Source organism: Micromonospora chalcea (assembly GCF_002926165.1).
Classification (GTDB): Bacteria; Actinomycetota; Actinomycetes; order Mycobacteriales; family Micromonosporaceae; genus Micromonospora; species Micromonospora chalcea.
Window position 1 is genome coordinate 41,529 of the sequence record NZ_MAGP01000094.1, and the last position, 19,548, is coordinate 61,076.

Genomic DNA, 19,548 nt, shown 5'->3' on the forward strand with positions numbered 1-19,548 from the left:
GATCTTGGTACGAAAAGGCCCTCGGAGGGGCCGTTTCGTACCAAGATCTAGCGGCGTGGGAGGCGCGTGAGGCAAGGGGTCTCGTGGTCGGCGCGCAGCACGCAACGCCGGCCGCCGTCCAGCTTGCGGTCGCAGAAAACCCAATGGCGTACGGCCTGGTCGTCCTCCGTCGACACGGTGATCCCGCCCAACTCCACCACCGCGAGGAACGCCAACGACCGGCCGGCCGTGCGACCGAGCATCTTCGCCCGGGCCAGATCCGCCGCGCGCACCGGCAGATGGATCACGTACCGCCCGGTCACGGCCGCCCGGCCAGGTCGCGCATTGAGGGAGCCTGACGGGACTGCCACTCGCGCAACGCGCCCTTGATCCGCGCCGTCTCCTCACGGCTCCGGGCGACTTCGGCGTACGCGGCGGCGAGATCCCCGGCCACGCGGTCGAGGAACGCGGCGACCTCGGCCGGGTCCAGCCCTCGCCGGCGCGTCGTGAAGCTGCGACCTCGCACCTGCCAGGGCCGGAGCGGAAGGTACGACGCGGAGCGGTACGCGGCGCCCGGCGCGGAGTCGGGCGGGCGCGCGTTCCGCCGCTTCAGACGTATTCGCAGGAGATTGCGCACGACACTGTCCCTTCTTCCAGGCCAAGGAGACGGGTAAGGCGACACGACTGGCCGCGCACGACCAGTCGCGCCGACCACGGGTGCCAACCGGAGGGCCGGTTTGCCTACCAGGCGTTCCGCCGAGGGCATCCGCACGAGCAACATACAATGCAAAGCATTGCATGACAAGGAGTGAGCATGCTTAGCACGCGAAGTGTTGGCTGACCGGTCTGACTCGTGGGAAGATCTTGGGGCCTACCAGGAGTTGCCGCCATGCCCCGAGTTTCAGACCGTCAGAGAATCGCGCAGGACATCAGAGACAAGATCGCTTCGGGCGAGTACGGCCCCGGCGACAAACTCCCCTCCCTGCGTGAACTGATCGCGCACTACCAAGTGTCCGCAGAGCCGGTCCGGTCGGCGCTGTTGATCCTTCAGGCCGAAGGTCTCGTCGAGGGGCACCAGGGCAAGGGCACCTACGTAACCGGTCGGGACGAGACCCCCTGATCGCACGATGACGGGCGATCGATCGACCCCGGACGCAGCAGGTGCGCGCCCGGAGTAGCCTCACCCGCGTGCGAGTACGTGTCGAACAGACCGCCCTGCCGGGTATCGGCGTACGTCATGACCTGATGACGGAGTCCGGCCGCCGGCTCGGTGTGGTCTCCCACCGCAATGGCCGTCGCGACCTGGTCCTCTACGACCCGGAAGATCCCGACTCCTGTCAGCACGACATCCCCCTGACGGACGACGAGGCGGAGGCGCTCGCCGACATCCTCGGCGCGTCGCTGATGCTGGGTCAGCTCTCCGGGCTGCGCGAGCAGGCCGCCGGGCTGCTGACCGAGCAGATCGCCATTCCGGCCGGCTCGAAGTACGTCGGCAAGCGGCTGGGTGACACCAAGGCCCGGACCCGGACCAGCGCGTCGATCGTCGCCGTGCTGCGTCAGGGCACGGTGAACGTCTCGCCGGATCCCACTTTCCGGTTCGAAGCCGGCGACGTGGTCGTCGTGGTCGGTACCCGCCAGGGGCTCGACGGCGTGACCGCGATCCTCGCCGAGACCGACCCGGACGTCTGACGCGTATGCACGAAACCACAATCCTGCTCATCGAGGTCGGTGCGCTGCTGCTCCTGCTCGGCCTGCTCGGCCGGCTGAGCCGTCGCGTCGGTGTCTCGCCCATCCCGCTCTACCTGCTCGCCGGCCTGGCGTTCGGGCACGGTGGCCTGCTGCCGCTCAACGCCAGCGAGGAGTTCTTCGCCGTCGGCGCCGAGATCGGCGTGATCCTGCTGCTGGTCATGCTCGGCCTGGAGTACAGCGCCAACGAACTGGTGGGCAACCTCCGCTCGGCCGCGCCGGCCGGTCTGATCGACGCGGTGCTCAACGCGCTTCCCGGCTTCGGGTTCGCGCTGCTGCTCGGGTGGGGCTGGGTCGCCGCAGTGGTGCTCGGAGGCGTCACCTGGGTGTCGTCCTCGGGCGTGATCGCCAAGGTGCTCGGCGACCTGGGCCGGGTCGGTAACCGGGAGACGCCGGTGATCCTCTCCGTCCTGGTGATCGAGGACCTGGCGATGGCCCTCTACCTGCCGCTGGTCACCGCGCTGCTCGCCGGGGTCGGCCTGATGAAGGGCGGCATCGCGCTCGCCATCGCGGTGTTCACCGTCGTCGTGGTGCTGGCCGTGGCGATCCGGTACGGCCACTTGATCTCCGCCGCGCTCTCCGCCAAGGACCCGGAGGCGCTCCTGCTCGGGGTGCTCGGCCTGACCCTGCTGGTCGCCGGTATCGCCGCCAAACTCCAGGTCTCCGCCGCTGTCGGCGCGTTCCTGGTCGGCATCGCGTTGTCCGGCCCGGTGGCGCACCACGCCACCGAACTGCTCTCCCCGCTGCGGGATCTCTTCGCCGCTGTCTTCTTCGTGTTCTTCGGGCTGGTCACCAACCCGCTGGACATGCCGCCGGTGCTGCTGCCGGCGCTGGTGCTGGCAGTGGTCACCATGGCGACGAAGGTGGCCACCGGCTACCTGGCCGCCCGCCGGGCAGGGATCGCCGAGCCCGGTCGCTGGCGGGCCGGCCTGGCGCTGACCCCGCGCGGCGAGTTCTCCATCGTCATCGCCGGACTCGCAGTCGCGGCCGCCTACCCGGTGAACCCGAAGCTGGCGGCGCTCGCCACCGCGTACGTGTTGATCACGGTGGTGACCGGGCCGCTGCTCGCCCGGCTGCCCGACACCCAGTGGTTCAAGCAGTGGCTGCGCTCCCGCGCCGCCGCCGCCCGTGCGGCAGCGGCGTTGCCCGCGCCGACCGGGGACTGACCCGCGCCGGGCCGGACCTGCCACAGGCAGATCCGGCCCGGCGTTGTCAAATTGATCCCCGGAAGGTCTACCACTGCTCCGCTCAGCCGCGTTAACGTTTCGGCCCAGCAGCCAGGGTCCGCGGGTGGCCGGTGCCCCCGCCAGCGCAAGCGGAAGGTCGGCCGGTGAGCGTGCAGGAAGATACGTTCCACGGCTTCGCCAATCCGGTCGATCCCTCGCCCGCCGAACTCCGGGCGTGGGCCTATCAACCGGATTCGGTGCCGCTGACCTCGATGCCGCCCGACTGGGACCTGCTGGTCGCCGGTGACCATCTGGTGCAGACGCTGTTCGACCTGGCGATGGACGAGCGCTGCCCGGCCCGGCGGTTCGCGCTGCACTGCCTCTACATCTACGCCGCCGACGGCATCCGGACGAACTTCCGCGCCCATCCCAAGCGCCGGTTCCGCAAGCTTGTCGAGCAGGCCGAACGCGCCGGTGACGACCTGATGCGCAACTGGGCGCACAACAGCCGCGTGCTGCTCGCCCGGCCCGACCTGTTCGTCTACCGGGACTGGTGCGAGGGCGGCCTGGTCCGCGAGAACCGCCGCCTCTGACGCGTCGCCGGCTTGAACGGCGAACGGGCCGGGATCCCCCGTGGATCCCGGCCCGCACGTCGGCGGATCGTCAGGTCGACCCGCCCTGCTTCTTGCGCCTCTCGTCGTCCCGGGCCCGGTCCACGCCGTGGTCCGTCTGGTCGGCGAAGCGCCCTTCCTTGACCTTGTCGCTGAAGCGTCCCTCGGTGACCCGGTCGAACCGCTCGCGGACGTTCTCGGCCACCTTCTCCAGCCGTTCCTCGGCGCGTTCCGCCACCTTCTTAGCCGGTTCCGCCATGGCTCCCCCTGCCAACTCGGCGTCCGATTTAGGGGTTTTGGCCCTACCGGCGAGCCTAGTCGACAGCGCCCTGCCGCATCCCGCATTCCCCGACGAGCGCCCCGAACCAGGGACGCACGAGGGCCGGACGTACGAAGGCCGGCGCGGCCCCGGGGGAGCGGGGCGCGCCGGCCTTCCGGTGAAAGGTCAGCGGTCGGGAGCGCGGCGTGGTCGCCAGACGACGAGCGCGGTGGACGTGCGGTTGGTCGGCACGAGGTCGCCGCGGGCAAAGCCACCGAGCGACTCCAGCTCGGCGATCCGCCGGTACGCGGCGTCCAGCTCCGCCTCCAGCCGGGCCACCCGCTGCTGTGCCTCTTCGAGCAGCCGCTCCAGCCCGATGATCCGCTTGACCCCGGCCAGGTTGATCCCGTCGTCCTGGCTGAGCCGCTGCACCTCGCGGAGCAGCACCACGTCCCGGACGCTGTACCGGCGACCACCGCCGGACGCCCGGCCGGCCTGCACCAGGCCCAGCCGGTCGTACTGGCGCAGCGTCTGGGGGTGCATTCCCGCCATCCGCGCAGCCACCGAGATCATCAACACCTTGGCCTCGTAGGCCGGGTCACCCGAGCCGACGTACTCCTCCGACATGCCCGCTCACCTCCGCTGCCGCCGTCAACTGAATCGACGTACCCGCGCGTCGAGATGTTCCCGCGCGGCGGGCGGAGTCTGCTCCGCGAAGGTCTCCAGCGCCGCCCGCGCCTCGTCCGAGACCTTCGCCGGGACCACCACGTCGAGCGTGACCAGCAGGTCACCGGCGCGGCCGTCCTTGCGTACGACGCCCTTGCCGCGGGCGCGCAGCACCCGCCCGCTGGGCGTACCCGGTGGCACCCGCAGCGTCACCGTCCCGTCCAGGGTCGGCACGCGCAGGTCGGTGCCGAGGACCGCCTCGGCGTACGTGATCGGGACGTTCAGGGTCAGATCGTCCCCGGTACGCCCGAACAGCTCGTCCGGGCGGACCTTCACCTGCACGAACAGGTCGCCGGCCGAGCCGCCCCGCTCACCGGGCTCACCCCGGCCGGCCAGGCGGATCCGCTGCCCGTCGGCCACCCCGGCCGGGAAGCGCACGTTCAGCGTGCGGGTCTTGGTGACACCGCCGGTGCCGTGGCACTCCGGGCACTTCTCCTCGACGATCGTGCCGACGCCCTGGCAGTTGCGACACGGCTCGGAGAAGCTGAACGACCCCTGGTTGCGGGTGGTCACGCCGGCGCCGTGGCAGACCGGGCAGGCCACCGGCTGGGTACCCGGCTTCGCGCCGTTGCCGTGGCAGGTGTCGCAGACGCCGGGCGCGCGCAGCGTCAGCGGCAGCGTGACGCCGCGTACCGCATCCTCGAAATCGAGCGCCACCTCGGTCTCGACGTCCCGGCCCCGCGCCGGACCGCGCGGACGCGCCGCGCCGCCCCCGCCGCCGGAGAAGATCGAGCTGAACAGGTCGGTGAAACCGCCGCCGCCGAACCGGGTGTCCCCGCCGCCCGCGCCGCCGCCGAACAGGTCGGAGACGTCGAACGGCACGCCGCCCGGCTGGCCCGCGCCGCGGGCGCTGCGGCGGAAGGCGCCCGAGCCGAACAGCGAGCGCATCTCGTCGTACTCGCGTCGCTTCTTCTCGTCGCCCAGCACCGCGTACGCCTCGGAGACGGTCTTGAACCGCTCCTCGGCCCCGGTGTCGCCGGGGTTGTGGTCCGGGTGCGACTCCCGGGCCAGCTTGCGGTACGCCTTCTTGATCTCGTCCGAGGAGGCGGACTTCTCCACGCCCAACGCGGCGTAGTAGTCCTTCTCGATCCAGTCCTTGGAACTCACCGGTCCACCCCCTTCCACGGGTCGAAGCCCGGCCGTCCCGCCCGCCCGGTGGGGGCGGGCGGGACGTCACGGGTCGGCACTACTCCGGGTCCGCGACCGCGACCATGGCGGGCCGCAGCAGCCGCTCGCCGAGCTGGTAACCGCGGCGCATGACCTGTACGCAGGTCGACTCGGTCACGTCGGCGGAGGTCTGGTGCGCCACCGCCTCGTGCCGGGTCGGGTCGAACGGGTCGCCCTTCTCGCCGAACGCGGTCAGGCCGAACTTGCCCAGCGCGGCGGTGAGCTGCTCGGCCACGCTGCCGAACGGGCCCACCAGATCGCCGTGCTCACGGGCCCGGTCCAGGTCGTCGGGGATCGGCAGCAGCGCGCTGAGCACAGTGCCGGTGGCCTGCTCCTGGACCAGGTTGCGGTCCCGGTCGACCCGCTTGCGGTAGTTGGCGTACTCCGCCGTGACCCGCTGGAGGTCGCGGGTGCGCTCCTCCAGGTCGGTGCGGAGCGACTCCAGCTCGGCGCCGAGCGGCGCGGTGAGGTCCGTCTCCCCGCTCGGCTCGGCCGGGGAGTCGACCACCGTCGGCCCGGTGACCTCGGCCTCGCCGCCGATCTCGTCGACCACGACCTCGGCCTCCTCGACCAGCCCTTCGGCGGGCGCGTCGGCAGCGGCGTCCGCCGCCGAGGCGTCGTTCGCCGGCTGCTCGGTCACCTTGCCGAGCTTGCGCTTGTCGCGGATGACGACCCGGGGTTCGTCGCCGGCGTCCTTGCCGGCGCCCGCCGACCCGGTGGCACCCGGGTCGGCCGCGCGTGGCTTGTCCGTCATGCGGTTACCTCATCCCTCTGCCGTGCGAATCGTGTCCGGGACCGGATGTCACTTCTTGTCCTCGTCCACGATCTCCGCGTCGACCACGTCGTCATCGCCGCCGGCCTTCGGGCCACCGGTCGCGCCCGCGCCCGCGCCGGCGCCCGGCCCGGCCGCGCCACCCGGCGCCGCCTGCTCGCCCTCCTGCTGCTGGGCGTAGAGCAGCGAGCCGGCCTGCTGGGAGACCTGCGCCAGCTTCTCGTGCGCGGACTTGATCTTCTCGATGTCCTGGCCGCCGAGCGCGCTGCGCAGCTCGCCGAGGGCCTCGTTGAGCTGGTCACGGTTCTCGCTGGGCAGCTTGTCGCCGCTCTCGGCGAGGAACTTCTCGGTCTGCCACTGGAGCGCCTCGGCCACGTTGCGGGTCTCGGCCTCCTCGCGGCGGCGCTTGTCCTCGTCGGCGTGCTCCTCGGCGTCCCGGCGCATCCGCTCGATGTCGTCCTTCGGCAGCGAGGAGCCGCCGGTGATCGTCATCTTCTGCTCCTTGCCGGTGCCCAGGTCCTTGGCGTGCACGTTCACGATGCCGTTGGCGTCGATGTCGAACGTGACCTCGATCTGCGGCACGCCGCGCGGGGCCGGCGGGAGGCCGGTCAGCTCGAAGGTGCCGAGCTTCTTGTTGTAGGCCGCGATCTCCCGCTCGCCCTGGAACACCTGGATCAGCACCGACGGCTGGTTGTCGTCGGCCGTGGTGAAGACCTCGGAGCGCTTGGTCGGGATGGTGGTGTTGCGCTCGATGAGCTTGGTGAAGATGCCGCCCTTGGTCTCGATGCCCAGGCTCAGCGGGGTCACGTCGAGCAGCAGGACGTCCTTGACCTCGCCCTTGAGCACACCGGCCTGGAGCGCGGCGCCGACGGCGACGACCTCGTCCGGGTTGACGCCCTTGTTCGGGTCGCGGCCGGTGAGCTGCTTGACCAGGTCGGTGACGGCCGGCATCCGGGTCGAGCCGCCGACCAGGATGACGTGGTCGACGTCGGAGATCTTGATGCCGGCGTCCTTGACGGCCTGCTCGAACGGGCCCTTGCAGCGGTCCAGCAGGTCCTGCGTCATGCGCTGGAACTCTGCGCGGCTGAGCGTCACGTCGAGGTGCAGCGGGCCGGCCGAGCCGGCGGTGATGTACGGCAGGTTGATGTTGCTGGTGGTGGCGGCGGACAGCTCGATCTTGGCCTTCTCGGCCGCCTCCTTGAGCCGCTGCATGGCCATCTTGTCCTGCGAGAGGTCGATGCCGTGCTCACCGCGGAACGTCTTCACCAGGTGGTCGATGATGCGCTGGTCCCAGTCGTCACCGCCGAGCTGGTTGTCACCGCTGGTGGACTTGACCTCCACCACGCCCTCGGCCAGCTCCAGCAGCGACACGTCGAAGGTGCCGCCACCGAGGTCGAAGACCAGGACGGTCTGCTCCTTGGAACCCTTGTCCAGGCCGTACGCCAGGGCGGCCGCGGTCGGCTCGTTCACGATCCGCAGCACGTTGAAGCCGGCGATCTCACCGGCCTCCTTGGTGGCCTGGCGCTGCCCGTCGTTGAAGTAGGCGGGGACGGTGATCACCGCGTCGGTGATCTGCTCGCCCAGGTACGCCTCGGCGTCCCGCTTGAGCTTCATCAGCGTGCGGGCCGAGATCTCCTGCGGGGTGTACTTCTTGCCGTCGATGTCGACGGTCCAGTTGGTGCCGATCTCCCGCTTGACCGAGCGGATGGTCCGGTCGGGGTTGGTCACCGCCTGGCGCTTGGCGACCTCACCGACGAGCACCTCGCCGTTGCGGGCGAACGCGACGATCGAGGGAGTCGTACGCGAGCCCTCTGCGTTGGCGATGACGGTGGGCTCACCGCCCTCGAGAACGCTGACGCAGGAGTTCGTCGTGCCGAGGTCGATGCCGACCGCACGTGCCATGTTCGCTTCCTCGCTTCGTAACGGGTGAGCAGGTCAGACGGCCTGCCCGGGAGGGCCGCCCGGAAGCGACCGCACCACAAGTTGAGTGAACTTGACTCAATAGTGCCACGCCATCGCCAAACCGCAAGTCGAGGTTGAGCCGACCCGGCGCAACCCGACCGTTACTACTGTCCGGTTGTCTTACCTTGCGTCGGTCGGGCACGCTTTAGCGGTGACGACGCATGGCGATTCCGCCACCCGTGCCGGCGCGCCCGCCGTCGCAGCCCGCACCGGAGCCACCACCGGCGCCGACCAGCCTGCGCACGCCGCGGAGGGCCTGCCCGCCGCGCTCACCGGCCTGCGGTCGGCGATCGGCGCGGCCCGCTTCCCGCTCGCCCTCCCGTCGGCCGAGCCGGCCCGGCACGCCGCCACGAGCCTCACCGACCAGCTCGACGACTACCTGCTTCCCCGGCTGGCCCGGCTCGACGCCCCGCTGCTGGTGGTGGTCGGCGGCTCCACCGGCGCGGGCAAGTCGACGCTCGTCAACAGCCTGGTCCAGGCACGGGTCAGCGCGGCCGGGGTGCTCCGCCCCACCACCCGCTCCCCGGTGCTGGTGTGCAGCCCGACCGACGCGGCCTGGTTCCGACAGGGCGAGCTGCTGCCCGGCCTGACCCGGACCACCGAGCCGAGCGAGCAGCCGGGCACCCTGCACCTGGTCACCGCACCGGCGCTGCCGCCCGGCCTGGCCTTCCTCGACGCGCCCGACATCGACTCGGTGGTCGACGCCAACCGGGCGCTCGCCGGGCAACTGCTCGCCGCCGCCGACCTCTGGCTGTTCGTCACCACCGCCGCCCGGTACGCCGACGCCGTCCCCTGGGAGCTGCTTCGCAGCGCCCGCGCCCGGGGCACCGCAGTGGCGATGGTGCTGGACCGGGTCCCCCCGGAGGCCGCCGACGAGGTCGCCGCCCACCTGTCCGAGATGCTCGCCGAGCAGGAGCTGGGTGCCGCGCCGCTGTTCGTGCTGCCGGAGACCTGGGTGGACGGGCAGGGGCTGCTGCCGGACCGGATAACCGCCCCGCTCAGTGACTGGTTCGCCCGGCTCGCCGCCGACGCCGACGCCCGCGCCGCGGTGGTCCGGCAGACGCTCGACGGCGCGCTGGCCGCGCTGCACCCGGTGGTGGAGGCGCTCGCCGAGGCCGCCGACGAGCAGTGCACCGCCGCCGACGCGCTGGACGAACGGGTACGGGCCGCGTACCGGGGCGCCGAGCGGAGCGTCGACCAGGGGCTCAGGGACGGCCGGCTGCTGCGCGGCGAGGTGCTGGCCCGCTGGCAGGAGTTCATCGGCACCGGCGAGTTCTTCCGGGGCCTGGAGGCACGCATCGGCCGGCTGCGGGACCGGGTCGTCGCGGCGGTCACCGGGCGGCCCGCGCCCGCCGCGGAACTGCGTACCGCGATCGAGTCGCAGCTCGTCACGCTGCTGCGCGGCGTGGCCGCCGAGGCGGCGGAGAACGCGTACACCGGTTGGAAGGCGCACCCGGCCGGCGCGGCGCTGCTGGAGCCGGATCTGGCCCACGCCTCGGCCGACCTGCCGGAGCGGGCCGAGCAGCTGGTCCGCGACTGGCAGCGCGGCGTGCTGGAACTGGTCCGGGTCGAGGGCGGCGACCGGCGGTTCGTGGCCCGCACCGCGGCGTACGCGGTGAACGCCACCGGCCTCGCCGTCATGATCGGCGTGTTCGCCTCCACCGCGTTCATCCCCACCGGGCTGGAGGTCGCCGCCGGCACCGGCACGGCGGTCGCCGGGCAGACCGTGCTCCAGGCGATCTTCGGCGACCAGGCGGTGCGGAACCTGGCCCGCAAGGCCCGGATCGACCTGCTCGACCGGACCGGCAAGCTGCTGGCCGAGGAAGCCGAGCGCTTCCTGGCCCGCACCGAGGCCGAGCGCCCGGCCGACAACGCCGGCGCGGCGCTGCGCTGGGCCGCCCTGGAGGTCGAGCGGGCCCGGCACCGGAGCGGCTTGTTCCCGAGCCCCGAGCAGGACGGACGCCAGTGAGTAACGTCGTCGGACGGATGCGGGACGCGCTGCGCGGCGAGCAGCGGGTCGACCCGGACGTGCTGATCGAGCGCCTCCAGGCGATCCAGCGGTTCCTTTCCGCGGTGGACGGCGATGTGCCCGACGCTCAACTGGTCGCCGCGCACACGGTGGTCGAGCGGGCCGGTGACCGGCTCGCCCTCTCCGGTCGGCACACGGTGGTCGCGCTGGCCGGCGCGACCGGCAGCGGCAAGTCGAGCCTCTTCAACTCGCTGGCCCGGCTCGACCTCTCCCCGGTCGGGGTGCGCCGGCCGACCACCGGCGTCGCGCACGCCTGCGTGTGGGGTCCGCTGGACGGCGCGGTCCGGCTGCTCGACTGGATCGGCGTGCTGCCCCGGCACCGGTTCGTCCGGGAGAGCCCGCTGGACGCCGACGACGAGTCGACGCTGCACGGCCTCGTCCTGCTCGACCTGCCCGACTTCGACTCGGTGCAGCACGGTCACCGGCTGGAGGTCGACCGCCTGCTGGGCCTGGTCGACCTGGTGGTCTGGGTGGTCGACCCGCAGAAGTACGCCGACCGCGTGATCCACACCAGCTATCTGCGCGAGTTCCACAGGCACAAGGACGTCACGGTCGTGGTGCTCAACCAGGCCGACCGGCTGCACCCGACCGAGCTGCCCAAGGTCCTCGAGGATCTGCGCCGGCTGCTCGACGAGGACGGGCTGGGCGGGGTGCCGCTGCTGCCCACGGTAGCGGTCGACCCGAACGGGCTGAGCGGCCTGCGGGCCGAGCTGGAGCGTACGGTCGCCGAACGGCAGGCCGCCCTGCGCCGGCTCTCCGGCGACGTGGACGCCGTGGTGGCCGATCTCGAACCGCTCGTCGGGCCGGAACCGCCGAGCAGCAAACCCGGCGACGCCTCGGCGCAGGAGCTGAACCGGGCGCTGGCCGGGGCGGCCGGGGTGCCGACTGTGGCGGCGGCGGTCGAGGGGGCGTACCGGCACCGGGCCGTCAGCAACACCGGCTGGCCGCTGCTGCGGAGCTGGCGCAAGCTACGACCCGATCCGCTGCGCCGGCTGCACCTGCCCGGGCGGGACCCGGACGCGCCGGCGGACAGCCTGGTCGCGGCCACCTCCGTACCCGATCCGACAGCCGCGCAGCGCTCGGCCCTCACGCTGGCGATCCGCGCGGTGGCCGACCGGAACGGCGCCGGTCTGCCGGCTCCGTGGCCGGCCGCGGTGACCGCGGCGGCCCGGTCCCGGCAGGCCGACCTGCCGGGCGCGCTCGACCACGCGGTCGCCGCGACCGACCTGGGCATGGACCGCCGGCCGGCCTGGTGGCGGGTGGTCGGCGTGCTCCAGTGGGTGGTCACCCTGGCCGCGCTGGCCGGCCTGGTCTGGCTGCTCCTCGGGTACGCGGTGCGCCTGCTCGGCCTGCCCCCGCTGGAACACCCCACGCTCGGCGTGGTGCCGTGGCCGACGATCCTGCTGCTCGGTGGCCTGCTGGCCGGGCTGCTGATCGCGGCGCTGACCCGGCCGGTGGTCGGGTGGGCGGCCCGCCGGGCCCGGGCGCGGGCCGAGCGACGCCTGCTCACGTCGGTGGGCAGCGTCGGCGAGAAGTACGTGCTGGACCCGGTGTGGGCGGTGCTGACCCGCTACGGCACGGCCCGGGAGGCGCTGCGCGAAGCCGTGCGGCGCTGAACCCGGCGTGCTGACCGGTGTGGGGGCGGCCCGCGCGGCGTAGGGTCGATGCATGGCCACGCCACAGACCCCCTACGACGCGGTTCTGCACGCCGCGCGCGACGTGACGAGGCTCGACTCGGCCCTGGACGCGGAGATGCTCGGCGCCGCGTTGCTGGGCAGCGTCTACGCCGTCGCGGAGCACGACCGGGAACAGGCCGTCCGCGAGTTCGTCACCGGCTTCCTCGCCGCCACGTCCCGGCGGCGCAGCGCCGCCGCGACCACACTGCGCGCCGTCTTCGCCGCCCTGGTGCCCGACGCCGAGGGCGCCGCCCGGGTCCGGCCCGGCGCGTACGCCCCGACGTGGGCCGGCCAGCTCGGCCGGGTGCACGTCACAGGCGCCTGGGCGTACGGCGACGTGTACGGCGACCAGACGTCCTACCTCGCCACGTTCGCGTACGACGACGAGGAACAGGGCGGGCCCGAGCACGCGCTGGTGGCGCTGGTCGACCACAACATCGGCATCACCAAGGACGTCTTCGTCGGCGGCCCGGCGGCCCGGATCGTGGAGCAGGCCCGGGAGATCTGCACCGAGGACGAGTTCACCTGGTTCCGTACCGAGGACCCGGCCCGGATGCACGCCGAGGTGAGCCGCCACCTGGCGGTCACCGACGACCTCGCCGAGCTGCCCGCACAGGGCTCGCTCGCCACCGACCGGGCGCTCGTGGGCGCACGGCTGGCCGCGCTGCCCGGGCCGACCCCGCCGGCCGGTCCGGCGGTCGTGCCGCCGCCCACCGACGAGGAGCGCACCCGCCTGGTACGCGCATTCCTCGACTCGCCCGAGGCGTCCCGGTTCGGCCTGCCCGGCTTCGCCGACGGTGAGCTGGCCTCGCTGCACTTCTGCCTCGGCCTGCTGCTCGACCACGCGGCCAGCTTCCCGGACGCCGACCCGATGCGGTGGAGCCCGATGGTCGCCGAGCTGTTCCTGCTCGACTGGGTGCACCGCCGGGCCGTGCTGGACATGGACGACGCGGCGATGCTGCCCCGGGTGCTGCGCGCCTGGGCGGCGTACGCGGCCCGGCAGCGCGGACTGTCGCAGTCGGCGGCCGCCCGGACGGACGAGGCGATCACCGAGATGGTCCCGGAGTTCGCGCGGCTCTACAGCACCGGTGAGCGGCGCAGCCCGGCCACGGCCGCGGTGGCCCAGCTGATGGCGGACGGCGTGGACCCGGACGACCCGGAGGCGCTGAACGCCTGGATCGAGGCGAACCGCCACCGCCTGACCGACGACCCGGCCTAGGCAGTCGCACACGCATGATCGACACCACCTCGGCGAGGTGGCGGCATCGGACGGCCAGAACCACACCACTACGCCGTACTGGTGTCGATCATGCGGGCGCCGGCCCTCGGTGGCCCCGCCCCTCGTTGATCCACACCACCCCGGCGAGGTGGTTGTATCAAACCGGCCGGAACCACACCACCACGGCGTAACGGTGTCGATCATGCGGCCCTGGGTGCCCCGCGCGAGGGGCCTCCCCGAACCTCCTTGATCGACACCACCCCGGCGAGGTGGCTGCATCAAACTGGCCGGAACCACACCACCACCCCGCAACGGTGTTGATCATGCAGCCTGCGCCCTCCAGACCACCCCGCCCCGCACGAGGGCCAGGCCCCCGGACCTCGTTGATCGACACCACCTCGGCGAGGTGGCCGCATCGGACCCGCTGGGACCACACCACCACCCCGTAATGGTGTCGATCATGAGGCCTGCCGTCCCCCGACCACCCCACCCCGGCACGAGGGCACACCCCCCGGACCCCTGTTGATCCACACCACCTCGGCGAGGTGGCCGCATCGGACCGGCTGGGACCACACCACTACGCCGAAGTGGTGTCGATCATGAGGCGCGGGACACCGATGGGCGGGCCGGGCCGGAAGGAGCGGACGCGGCGGACGACCCGGCAGGACCCGACGGCCCAGCAGAACCGGACGGATCGGCAGGACCCGACGGCTCGGCAGGACCCGACGGCTCGGCGGGACCCGACGGCCCAGCGGAACCGGTCGGCTCGGCAGGACCCGACGGATCAGCGGGACCGGACGTACCCGATGGGCCGGACGGGTCGGACGAACCTGCCGAGGGCGTCGGCTCGACGGACGTGGCGGACGGCTCGGGGCTGGGGCTCGGCTCGGGCGTCGGCGTACCCGGGTCGGACGGCGGGTGCGACGGCGACGGTGAGGGCACCGGCGAGGGGTGCGGCGGGCGGACCGGGGTGGGCCGGACCGGCGTGGACGGTGGCGGCGGCGCGGCCACCGGGCGGGACCGGTGGCGGGCGGCGAGGTCGCTGTCGTCGGGCAGGCTCGGCGCGGCCGGGAGGACGGGCCGCGCCGGGGGTACGGAGGTGACGTCGGAGGTGGGTGTGGACGGCACTGCGGGCTGGGTCGCCTGGGGCGGCGGGATCACCACCGGCCCGATCGAGGGTGTCGGCAGGAACGGGGTGCTGGTGTCGGGGAGCGCGCTGTTGCCCACGGTCGCCGATCCGGTGCTGATGGCGGCGAGGATCGGCATCGACGCCGCGCCGGCGAGCAGCGCCACTGTGAGCAGGTAGCCCCGGCTGGGGGCGCCGGCGCCGGGGGCGCGGTGCGCGCCGACGACCCGGCGGTACGGGGAGGCGGGCAGCGCGCGGTGCCGGCCGAGGAAGGGTGAGCCGGGGGGACCCTCTGGTTCGGACACCGGCACACTCCTCACGCGCGAACGGGGACGGGAGAGCACGCGCGGATATTCGGACAAATGCCGCGCAACAGCTCACCGCAAGCTTGACCCAGTGACGCTCAGTTCACCAGTCGCAACCGCGTGTCGACACACATTTTGTACGTCAGCCGATCCCGCCACTGGGGACAAAGACGGCTATCCGTCATGAAGACGATGGAACCTCACCCACCAAGGAGGCCATACTGTGGGCCCGCTCACCTCCTCTGCAATCATTCAGACACGACGGCAACGCAGCCGCCACCTCCGCGTACCCCGCGGCTGGTGCGGAACGGCGCCGGCGCTCCCGGGCCTGGGTCTGTCCCCGACCGACTCCGGCTCACGCCGCGCGGCAACCCCTACCGGGGTCAGGCGCGGTCGCCAGGGACCGACCCGGCATCAGCCGGGCGGGCGCACGAGGTGCTCGGCTCGGGTAACCCCCGGCGCCGGCGCAGACAGACAGGGAGAGACGGATGGCAAAGGGCGACCCCGGGGCCGCCACCCGCAGCAAGCGGGCCGCACCCCGCACCAGGCGCGCCGCCGCGGCCGGTGAACCGGAACTCGTACAGCTGCTCACGCCGGAAGGTGAGCGGATCGAGACCGCGCTCGGCCCGGACGGGACCGAGTACCGCGTCGACTTCACCGACGAGGAGTACCGCGGGCTCTACCGCGACCTCGTGCTGGTCCGCAAGCTGGACGCCGAGGCCACCGCGCTGCAGCGCCAGGGCGAGCTGGGACTGTGGGCCAGCCTGCTGGGCCAGGAGGCGGCGCAGGTCGGCTCCGGCCGGGCGCTGCGTACGCAGGACATGGCGTTCCCGACCTACCGCGAGCACGGCGTGCTCTACTGCCGCGGCATCGACCCGATCATGCCGCTGGGCCTGTTCCGCGGCGTCGACCAGGGCGGCTGGGACCCGAACGAGTTCAAGTTCAACATGTACACGATCGTGATCGGGGCGCAGACCCTGCACGCGACCGGGTACGCCATGGGTGTCGCCATGGACGGCAAGACCGGCGGCGAGGACGGCGAGGCGGTCATCGCCTACTTCGGCGACGGCGCCACCAGCCAGGGCGACGTCAACGAGTCGTTCGTCTGGGCCAGCGTCTTCAACGCCCCGCTGGTGTTCTTCTGCCAGAACAACCAGTACGCCATCTCCGAGCCGCTGGAGCGGCAGACCCGCGTGCCGCTGTACCGGCGGGCCGGCGGGTTCGGCTTCCCCGGTGTCCGGGTGGACGGCAACGACGTGCTCGCGTCGTACGCGGTGACCCGGCACGCGCTGGACAACGCGCGCAACGGCCAGGGCCCGAGCCTGATCGAGGCGTACACCTACCGGATGGGCGCGCACACCACCTCCGACGACCCGACCCGCTACCGCATCGCCAGCGAGGTCGAGGCGTGGCAGGCGAAGGACCCGATCGCCCGGATGAAGGCGTTCCTGACCAAGCAGAAGATCGCCGACGAGTCGTTCTTCACCGAGGTCGACGAGCAGGCCCGCACCGAGTCGGTGCACCTGCGCGAGCGTGTGCTCGCCATGCCCGACCCGCAGCCGGTGAGCATGTTCGACCACGTCTACCCCAACGGCTCTCCCGAGCTGGACGAGCAGCGGGCCCGGTTCACGCAGTACATGGAGTCCTTCGAGGGGAGCGCGCACTGATGGCCACGGAGACGCTCACCCTCGGCAAGGCACTGAACACCGGCCTGCGGCGGGCCCTGGAGAACGACCCGAAGGTCGTCATCATGGGCGAGGACGTCGGCAAGCTCGGCGGCGTGTTCCGGATCACCGACGGCCTCCAGAAGGACTTCGGCGACCAGCGCGTCATCGACACCCCGCTGGCCGAGTCCGGCATCATCGGCACCGCTGTCGGCCTGGCCATCCGCGGTTTCCGTCCGGTCTGCGAGATCCAGTTCGACGGCTTCGTCTACCCCGCGTACGACCAGATCGTGTCGCAGGTGGCGAAGATGCACTACCGCTCGCAGGGCAAGGTGCGGATCCCGATGGTCATCCGCATCCCGTTCGGCGGCGGCATCGGCGCTGTCGAGCACCACTCCGAGTCGCCCGAGGCGTACTTCGCGCACACCGCCGGTCTCAAGGTGGTGAGCTGCGCGAACCCGCAGGACGCGTACGTGATGATCCAGCAGGCGATCGCGTCGGACGACCCGGTCGTGTTCCTGGAGCCGAAGCGGCGCTACTGGGAGAAGGGTCCGGTGGACCTGGACGCGCCGATCGCCGACGCGTACCCCCTGCACTCGGCCCGGGTCGCGCGGCCCGGCACGGACGCGACGGTCCTGGCGTACGGCCCGATGGTGCGCACCGCGCTCGACGCGGCCACCGCCGCCGCCGAGGACGGCCGCGAGCTGGAGGTCATCGATCTGCGCACGATCTCGCCGCTGGACCTGACCGCGGCGTACGAGTCGGTGCGGCGCACCGGCCGCTGCGTGGTCGTGCACGAGGCCCCGGGCAACCTGGGTCTCGGGTCGGAGATCGCGGCCCGGATCACCGAGGAGTGCTTCTACTCCCTGGAGTCCCCGGTGCTGCGGGTGACCGGCTTCGACACCCCCTACCCGGCCGCCCGGGTGGAGGAGGAGTACCTGCCCGACCTGGACCGGGTGCTCGACGCCGTCGACCGCACGTTCGGCTGGTGAGCGGCATGTCCCGGATCAAGGAGTTCAACCTTCCCGACCTGGGCGAGGGCCTGACCGAGGGCGAGATCCTCGCCTGGCTGGTCAAGGTCGGCGACGACATCGAGCTGAACCAGCCGATCGTCGAGGTGGAGACCGCGAAGGCGGCGGTCGAGATCCCGGCGAAGTGGGCCGGCCGGGTGCAGGCGATCTTCCACCCGGAGGGGTCCACTGTCGAGGTCGGCGTGCCGATCATCGCGATCGACACCGACCCGGGCGCCGGGCCGATCGAGGAGTCGACGACCGCGACCCCGGCGTCGGACCTGCCCGCTCCGTCGGCAGCGTCGCTCGCCGCGGTCCAGGTCGCGCCCGCCGAGGGCATGGTCGAGCCGGGCCTGATCGGTGGTGTGGCCCCGGGTGGGCGTACCGCCGTGCTGGTCGGCTACGGCCCGCGCAACGCCCCGGCCAAGCGCCGCCCGCGCAAGGGTGACGCGCCGGCACCGGGTCAGGCCGCCGCCCCGGTGGCGCCCGCGCCGGTCGCGCCCGCCCCGCCCGCTCCCGCCCCGGCGGTCAACGGCAACGGCCGGGTCTCCGGTCCGGTGCTCGCCAAGCCGCCGGTCCGCAAGCTGGCGAAGGATCTCGGCATCGACCTGGCCACGCTCACCGGCTCGGGTCCGCTCGGCTCGATCACCCGTGAGGACGTACAGCGGGCGGCGACCGCGACTCCGGCGGCGGCCGAGCCGCTGACGGTCGCGGCACCGCCCGCGTCGGCCGCGAGCTTCGGCGCGGACCGCGAGCAGCGCATCCCGGTCAAGGGGGTACGCAAGCTCACCGCGGAGAACATGGCCCGCTCGGCGTTCACCGCCCCGCACGTGACGGAGTTCCTGACCGTCGACGTGACCCGGGCGATGAAGGCGCTGGACCGGCTGCGCGACCGGCGGGAGTGGCGCGACGTGCGGGTCTCGCCGCTGCTGCTGGTCGCCAAGGCGGTGCTGCTGGCGGTCAAGCGGCACCCGATGGTCAACTCGACCTGGGCCGGCGACGAGATCGTGGTGAAGGAGTACGTCAACCTCGGCATCGCGGCGGCCACCGAGCGCGGCCTGATCGTGCCGAACATCAAGGACGCCGGGCGGCTCTCGCTGCGCGAGCTGGCGGACGCGATGACGGACCTGGTGCAGACCGCGAAGTCGGGGAGGACGTCCCCGGCGGACATGTCCGGCGGCACGTTCACCATCACCAACGTCGGCGTCTTCGGCGTCGACACCGGTACGCCGATCCTGCCCCCGGGCGAGTCGGCGATCCTCGCCTTCGGCGCGGTACGGGAGCAGCCGTGGGTGCACAAGGGCAAGGTGAAGCCGCGCCTGGTGACCACGCTCGGCCTCTCCTTCGACCACCGCATCATCGACGGTGAGCTGGGCTCGAAGTTCCTCCGCGACATCGGGGACTTCCTGGCCGATCCGGAGGCGGCGCTGCTCGCCTGGACCTGACGCACCACCGCTCCGGTCACGGCCGGTGTGCCACGGGTGAACGCCCGGCACACCGGCCGTAACCGTTTCGGGAACGGAATCATCGGATCTGAGGGCAGGCTGACCTACGATCCTTAGGTACGTGGTTCAGCTCACCTAATAATCGATGGCGATGGGCGGCCTGGTGCGCTTAAATAGAGACATCAAGGGGCTGACAACCGAATAGCCAGGAGGAGAGACCCAAGATGAGCATGATCGAGCGAATCCGCACCCGCCGCGACGCCAACCGCCGCGCCCGCGCCATCGAGCACGCGCTGCGTTCCGCGAACTCGCCCGCGGTCCGCGAGGAGCTTCTCGCCATCGCCCAGCGTCACATGAGCTGACGCCACAGACCTTTCTCACCTCCTCCAGTCCGAAGACCCGCCCGACACCGGGCGGGTCTTCGGCGTATCGGCATCGGTCGGCACCGGGATTCCACCTCGCCGCACCGCCCGGTACGGTTGGCACGGTCGCCAACCGGTGGTTCCGGGCCGACGCGGGCAAGTGAAACTCATCGACGTCGTCCGGTGACTTTCGGTGACGGCCGATGCTCCCCCGGGCGGCTCCGGGCAACCACCGGATACGGTGCGGGGAGCCCGCACGGCCGGTACCCGCCGGCGACGCCGGCAGCCATGCCGACGGTTCCCCGGACCGGCATCGGCGGCCGA

Annotated in this window: 19 protein-coding genes; 12 read left to right on the plus strand and 7 right to left on the minus strand. The window is 72.3% G+C overall.

Going from position 1 to position 19,548, the window contains the following annotated elements; all coding sequences use genetic code 11:
• Nucleotides 1-47 precede the first annotated feature (47 nt).
• Complete coding sequence (locus tag BAW75_RS10060; RefSeq protein ID WP_104113392.1) at nucleotides 48-302, minus strand: hypothetical protein; 255 nt, start codon at nucleotides 300-302, stop codon at nucleotides 48-50.
• Nucleotides 299-616, minus strand: coding sequence for a DivIVA domain-containing protein (locus BAW75_RS10065; RefSeq protein ID WP_104113393.1), 318 nt, complete (start codon nucleotides 614-616; stop codon nucleotides 299-301). Before BAW75_RS10065 ends, BAW75_RS10060 begins: the two co-directional genes overlap by 4 nt.
• A gap of 252 nt (nucleotides 617-868) precedes the next feature.
• Here BAW75_RS10065 and BAW75_RS10070 point away from each other — a divergent pair, with 252 nt between their 5' ends.
• From BAW75_RS10070 to BAW75_RS10085, 4 genes are all read left to right on the plus strand, one after another.
• A complete protein-coding gene (locus BAW75_RS10070; RefSeq protein ID WP_043327577.1) occupies nucleotides 869-1,099 on the plus strand; it encodes a winged helix-turn-helix domain-containing protein in 231 nt (76 codons plus the stop codon).
• A 68-nt stretch (nucleotides 1,100-1,167) separates the two neighbouring features.
• Nucleotides 1,168-1,668 carry a cation:proton antiporter regulatory subunit gene (locus BAW75_RS10075; protein WP_064447962.1) on the plus strand — a complete coding sequence of 167 codons (501 nt, stop codon included), beginning with the start codon at nucleotides 1,168-1,170 and terminating at the stop codon, nucleotides 1,666-1,668.
• A 5-nt stretch (nucleotides 1,669-1,673) separates the two neighbouring features.
• The gene (locus tag BAW75_RS10080) at nucleotides 1,674-2,891 is read left to right on the plus strand and encodes a cation:proton antiporter (RefSeq protein WP_043327579.1); all 1,218 of its coding nucleotides are present in this window, start codon (nucleotides 1,674-1,676) and stop codon (nucleotides 2,889-2,891) included.
• A 164-nt stretch (nucleotides 2,892-3,055) separates the two neighbouring features.
• Complete coding sequence (locus BAW75_RS10085) at nucleotides 3,056-3,484, plus strand: hypothetical protein (protein WP_030500541.1); 429 nt, start codon at nucleotides 3,056-3,058, stop codon at nucleotides 3,482-3,484.
• A 70-nt stretch (nucleotides 3,485-3,554) separates the two neighbouring features.
• Here BAW75_RS10085 and BAW75_RS10090 read toward each other — a convergent pair whose 3' ends face one another.
• The 5 genes from BAW75_RS10090 to dnaK form a co-directional block, all read right to left on the minus strand.
• Nucleotides 3,555-3,761: a hypothetical protein gene (locus BAW75_RS10090; protein WP_043327580.1), complete on the minus strand. Its 207-nt coding sequence runs from the start codon at nucleotides 3,759-3,761 to the stop codon at nucleotides 3,555-3,557.
• A gap of 186 nt (nucleotides 3,762-3,947) precedes the next feature.
• On the minus strand, nucleotides 3,948-4,388 hold the full coding sequence (locus BAW75_RS10095) for a heat shock protein transcriptional repressor HspR (protein WP_030500539.1): 441 nt from the start codon (nucleotides 4,386-4,388) through the stop codon (nucleotides 3,948-3,950).
• A gap of 24 nt (nucleotides 4,389-4,412) precedes the next feature.
• Nucleotides 4,413-5,594, minus strand: a complete 1,182-nt coding sequence (gene dnaJ, locus BAW75_RS10100) for a molecular chaperone DnaJ (protein ID WP_064447963.1) — start codon at nucleotides 5,592-5,594, stop codon at nucleotides 4,413-4,415.
• Between the two features lie 79 nt (nucleotides 5,595-5,673).
• Complete coding sequence (gene grpE, locus BAW75_RS10105; protein WP_104113394.1) at nucleotides 5,674-6,408, minus strand: nucleotide exchange factor GrpE; 735 nt, start codon at nucleotides 6,406-6,408, stop codon at nucleotides 5,674-5,676.
• A 48-nt stretch (nucleotides 6,409-6,456) separates the two neighbouring features.
• Nucleotides 6,457-8,328, minus strand: coding sequence for a molecular chaperone DnaK (gene dnaK / locus BAW75_RS10110; protein WP_043327583.1), 1,872 nt, complete (start codon nucleotides 8,326-8,328; stop codon nucleotides 6,457-6,459).
• 211 nt (nucleotides 8,329-8,539) lie between these two features.
• On the opposite strand from dnaK, the gene BAW75_RS10115 reads away from it, so the two are divergent.
• The 8 genes from BAW75_RS10115 (at nucleotide 8,540) to BAW75_RS32295 (ending at nucleotide 19,224) form a co-directional block, all read left to right on the plus strand.
• Entirely contained in the window at nucleotides 8,540-10,357 is a 1,818-nt protein-coding gene (locus BAW75_RS10115) for a GTPase family protein (protein ID WP_064447964.1), read from the plus strand.
• A gap of 17 nt (nucleotides 10,358-10,374) precedes the next feature.
• A complete protein-coding gene (locus BAW75_RS10120; protein ID WP_104113395.1) occupies nucleotides 10,375-12,033 on the plus strand; it encodes a GTPase in 1,659 nt (552 codons plus the stop codon).
• A 52-nt stretch (nucleotides 12,034-12,085) separates the two neighbouring features.
• Nucleotides 12,086-13,312, plus strand: coding sequence for a hypothetical protein (locus BAW75_RS10125; protein WP_104113396.1), 1,227 nt, complete (start codon nucleotides 12,086-12,088; stop codon nucleotides 13,310-13,312).
• Nucleotides 13,313-14,168: 856 nt separating this feature from the next.
• Entirely contained in the window at nucleotides 14,169-14,618 is a 450-nt protein-coding gene (locus tag BAW75_RS10130; RefSeq protein ID WP_244206066.1) for a hypothetical protein, read from the plus strand.
• Between the two features lie 613 nt (nucleotides 14,619-15,231).
• Nucleotides 15,232-16,410 carry a pyruvate dehydrogenase (acetyl-transferring) E1 component subunit alpha gene (gene pdhA, locus BAW75_RS10135; RefSeq protein WP_030500531.1) on the plus strand — a complete coding sequence of 393 codons (1,179 nt, stop codon included), beginning with the start codon at nucleotides 15,232-15,234 and terminating at the stop codon, nucleotides 16,408-16,410.
• Nucleotides 16,410-17,399 (plus strand): alpha-ketoacid dehydrogenase subunit beta, encoded by a 990-nt coding sequence (locus BAW75_RS10140; protein ID WP_104113397.1) that lies wholly within the window; start codon nucleotides 16,410-16,412, stop codon nucleotides 17,397-17,399. Before pdhA ends, BAW75_RS10140 begins: the two co-directional genes overlap by 1 nt.
• Nucleotides 17,400-17,404: 5 nt before the next feature.
• Nucleotides 17,405-18,862 (plus strand): dihydrolipoamide acetyltransferase family protein, encoded by a 1,458-nt coding sequence (locus BAW75_RS10145; RefSeq protein ID WP_104113421.1) that lies wholly within the window; start codon nucleotides 17,405-17,407, stop codon nucleotides 18,860-18,862.
• A gap of 224 nt (nucleotides 18,863-19,086) precedes the next feature.
• Nucleotides 19,087-19,224, plus strand: a complete 138-nt coding sequence (locus tag BAW75_RS32295; RefSeq protein WP_013283356.1) for a hypothetical protein — start codon at nucleotides 19,087-19,089, stop codon at nucleotides 19,222-19,224.
• Nucleotides 19,225-19,548: the final 324 nt, after the last annotated feature.

What these genes read in the sequence shown, in the direction of transcription:
- BAW75_RS10070 (WP_043327577.1), top strand. Translation starts at nt 869, where the DNA reads ATGCCCCGAGTTTCAGACCGTCAGAGAATCGCGCAGGACATCAGAGAC.
- BAW75_RS10080 (WP_043327579.1), top strand. Translation starts at nt 1,674, where the DNA reads ATGCACGAAACCACAATCCTGCTCATCGAGGTCGGTGCGCTGCTGCTC.
- BAW75_RS10090 (WP_043327580.1), bottom strand. Translation starts at nt 3,761, where the DNA reads ATGGCGGAACCGGCTAAGAAGGTGGCGGAACGCGCCGAGGAACGGCTG.
- BAW75_RS10095 (WP_030500539.1), bottom strand. Translation starts at nt 4,388, where the DNA reads ATGTCGGAGGAGTACGTCGGCTCGGGTGACCCGGCCTACGAGGCCAAG.
- grpE (WP_104113394.1), bottom strand. Translation starts at nt 6,408, where the DNA reads ATGACGGACAAGCCACGCGCGGCCGACCCGGGTGCCACCGGGTCGGCG.
- dnaK (WP_043327583.1), bottom strand. Translation starts at nt 8,328, where the DNA reads ATGGCACGTGCGGTCGGCATCGACCTCGGCACGACGAACTCCTGCGTC.
- BAW75_RS10120 (WP_104113395.1), top strand. Translation starts at nt 10,375, where the DNA reads ATGCGGGACGCGCTGCGCGGCGAGCAGCGGGTCGACCCGGACGTGCTG.
- BAW75_RS10125 (WP_104113396.1), top strand. Translation starts at nt 12,086, where the DNA reads ATGGCCACGCCACAGACCCCCTACGACGCGGTTCTGCACGCCGCGCGC.
- pdhA (WP_030500531.1), top strand. Translation starts at nt 15,232, where the DNA reads ATGGCAAAGGGCGACCCCGGGGCCGCCACCCGCAGCAAGCGGGCCGCA.
- BAW75_RS10140 (WP_104113397.1), top strand. Translation starts at nt 16,410, where the DNA reads ATGGCCACGGAGACGCTCACCCTCGGCAAGGCACTGAACACCGGCCTG.
- BAW75_RS10145 (WP_104113421.1), top strand. Translation starts at nt 17,405, where the DNA reads ATGTCCCGGATCAAGGAGTTCAACCTTCCCGACCTGGGCGAGGGCCTG.
- BAW75_RS32295 (WP_013283356.1), top strand. Translation starts at nt 19,087, where the DNA reads ATGAGCATGATCGAGCGAATCCGCACCCGCCGCGACGCCAACCGCCGC.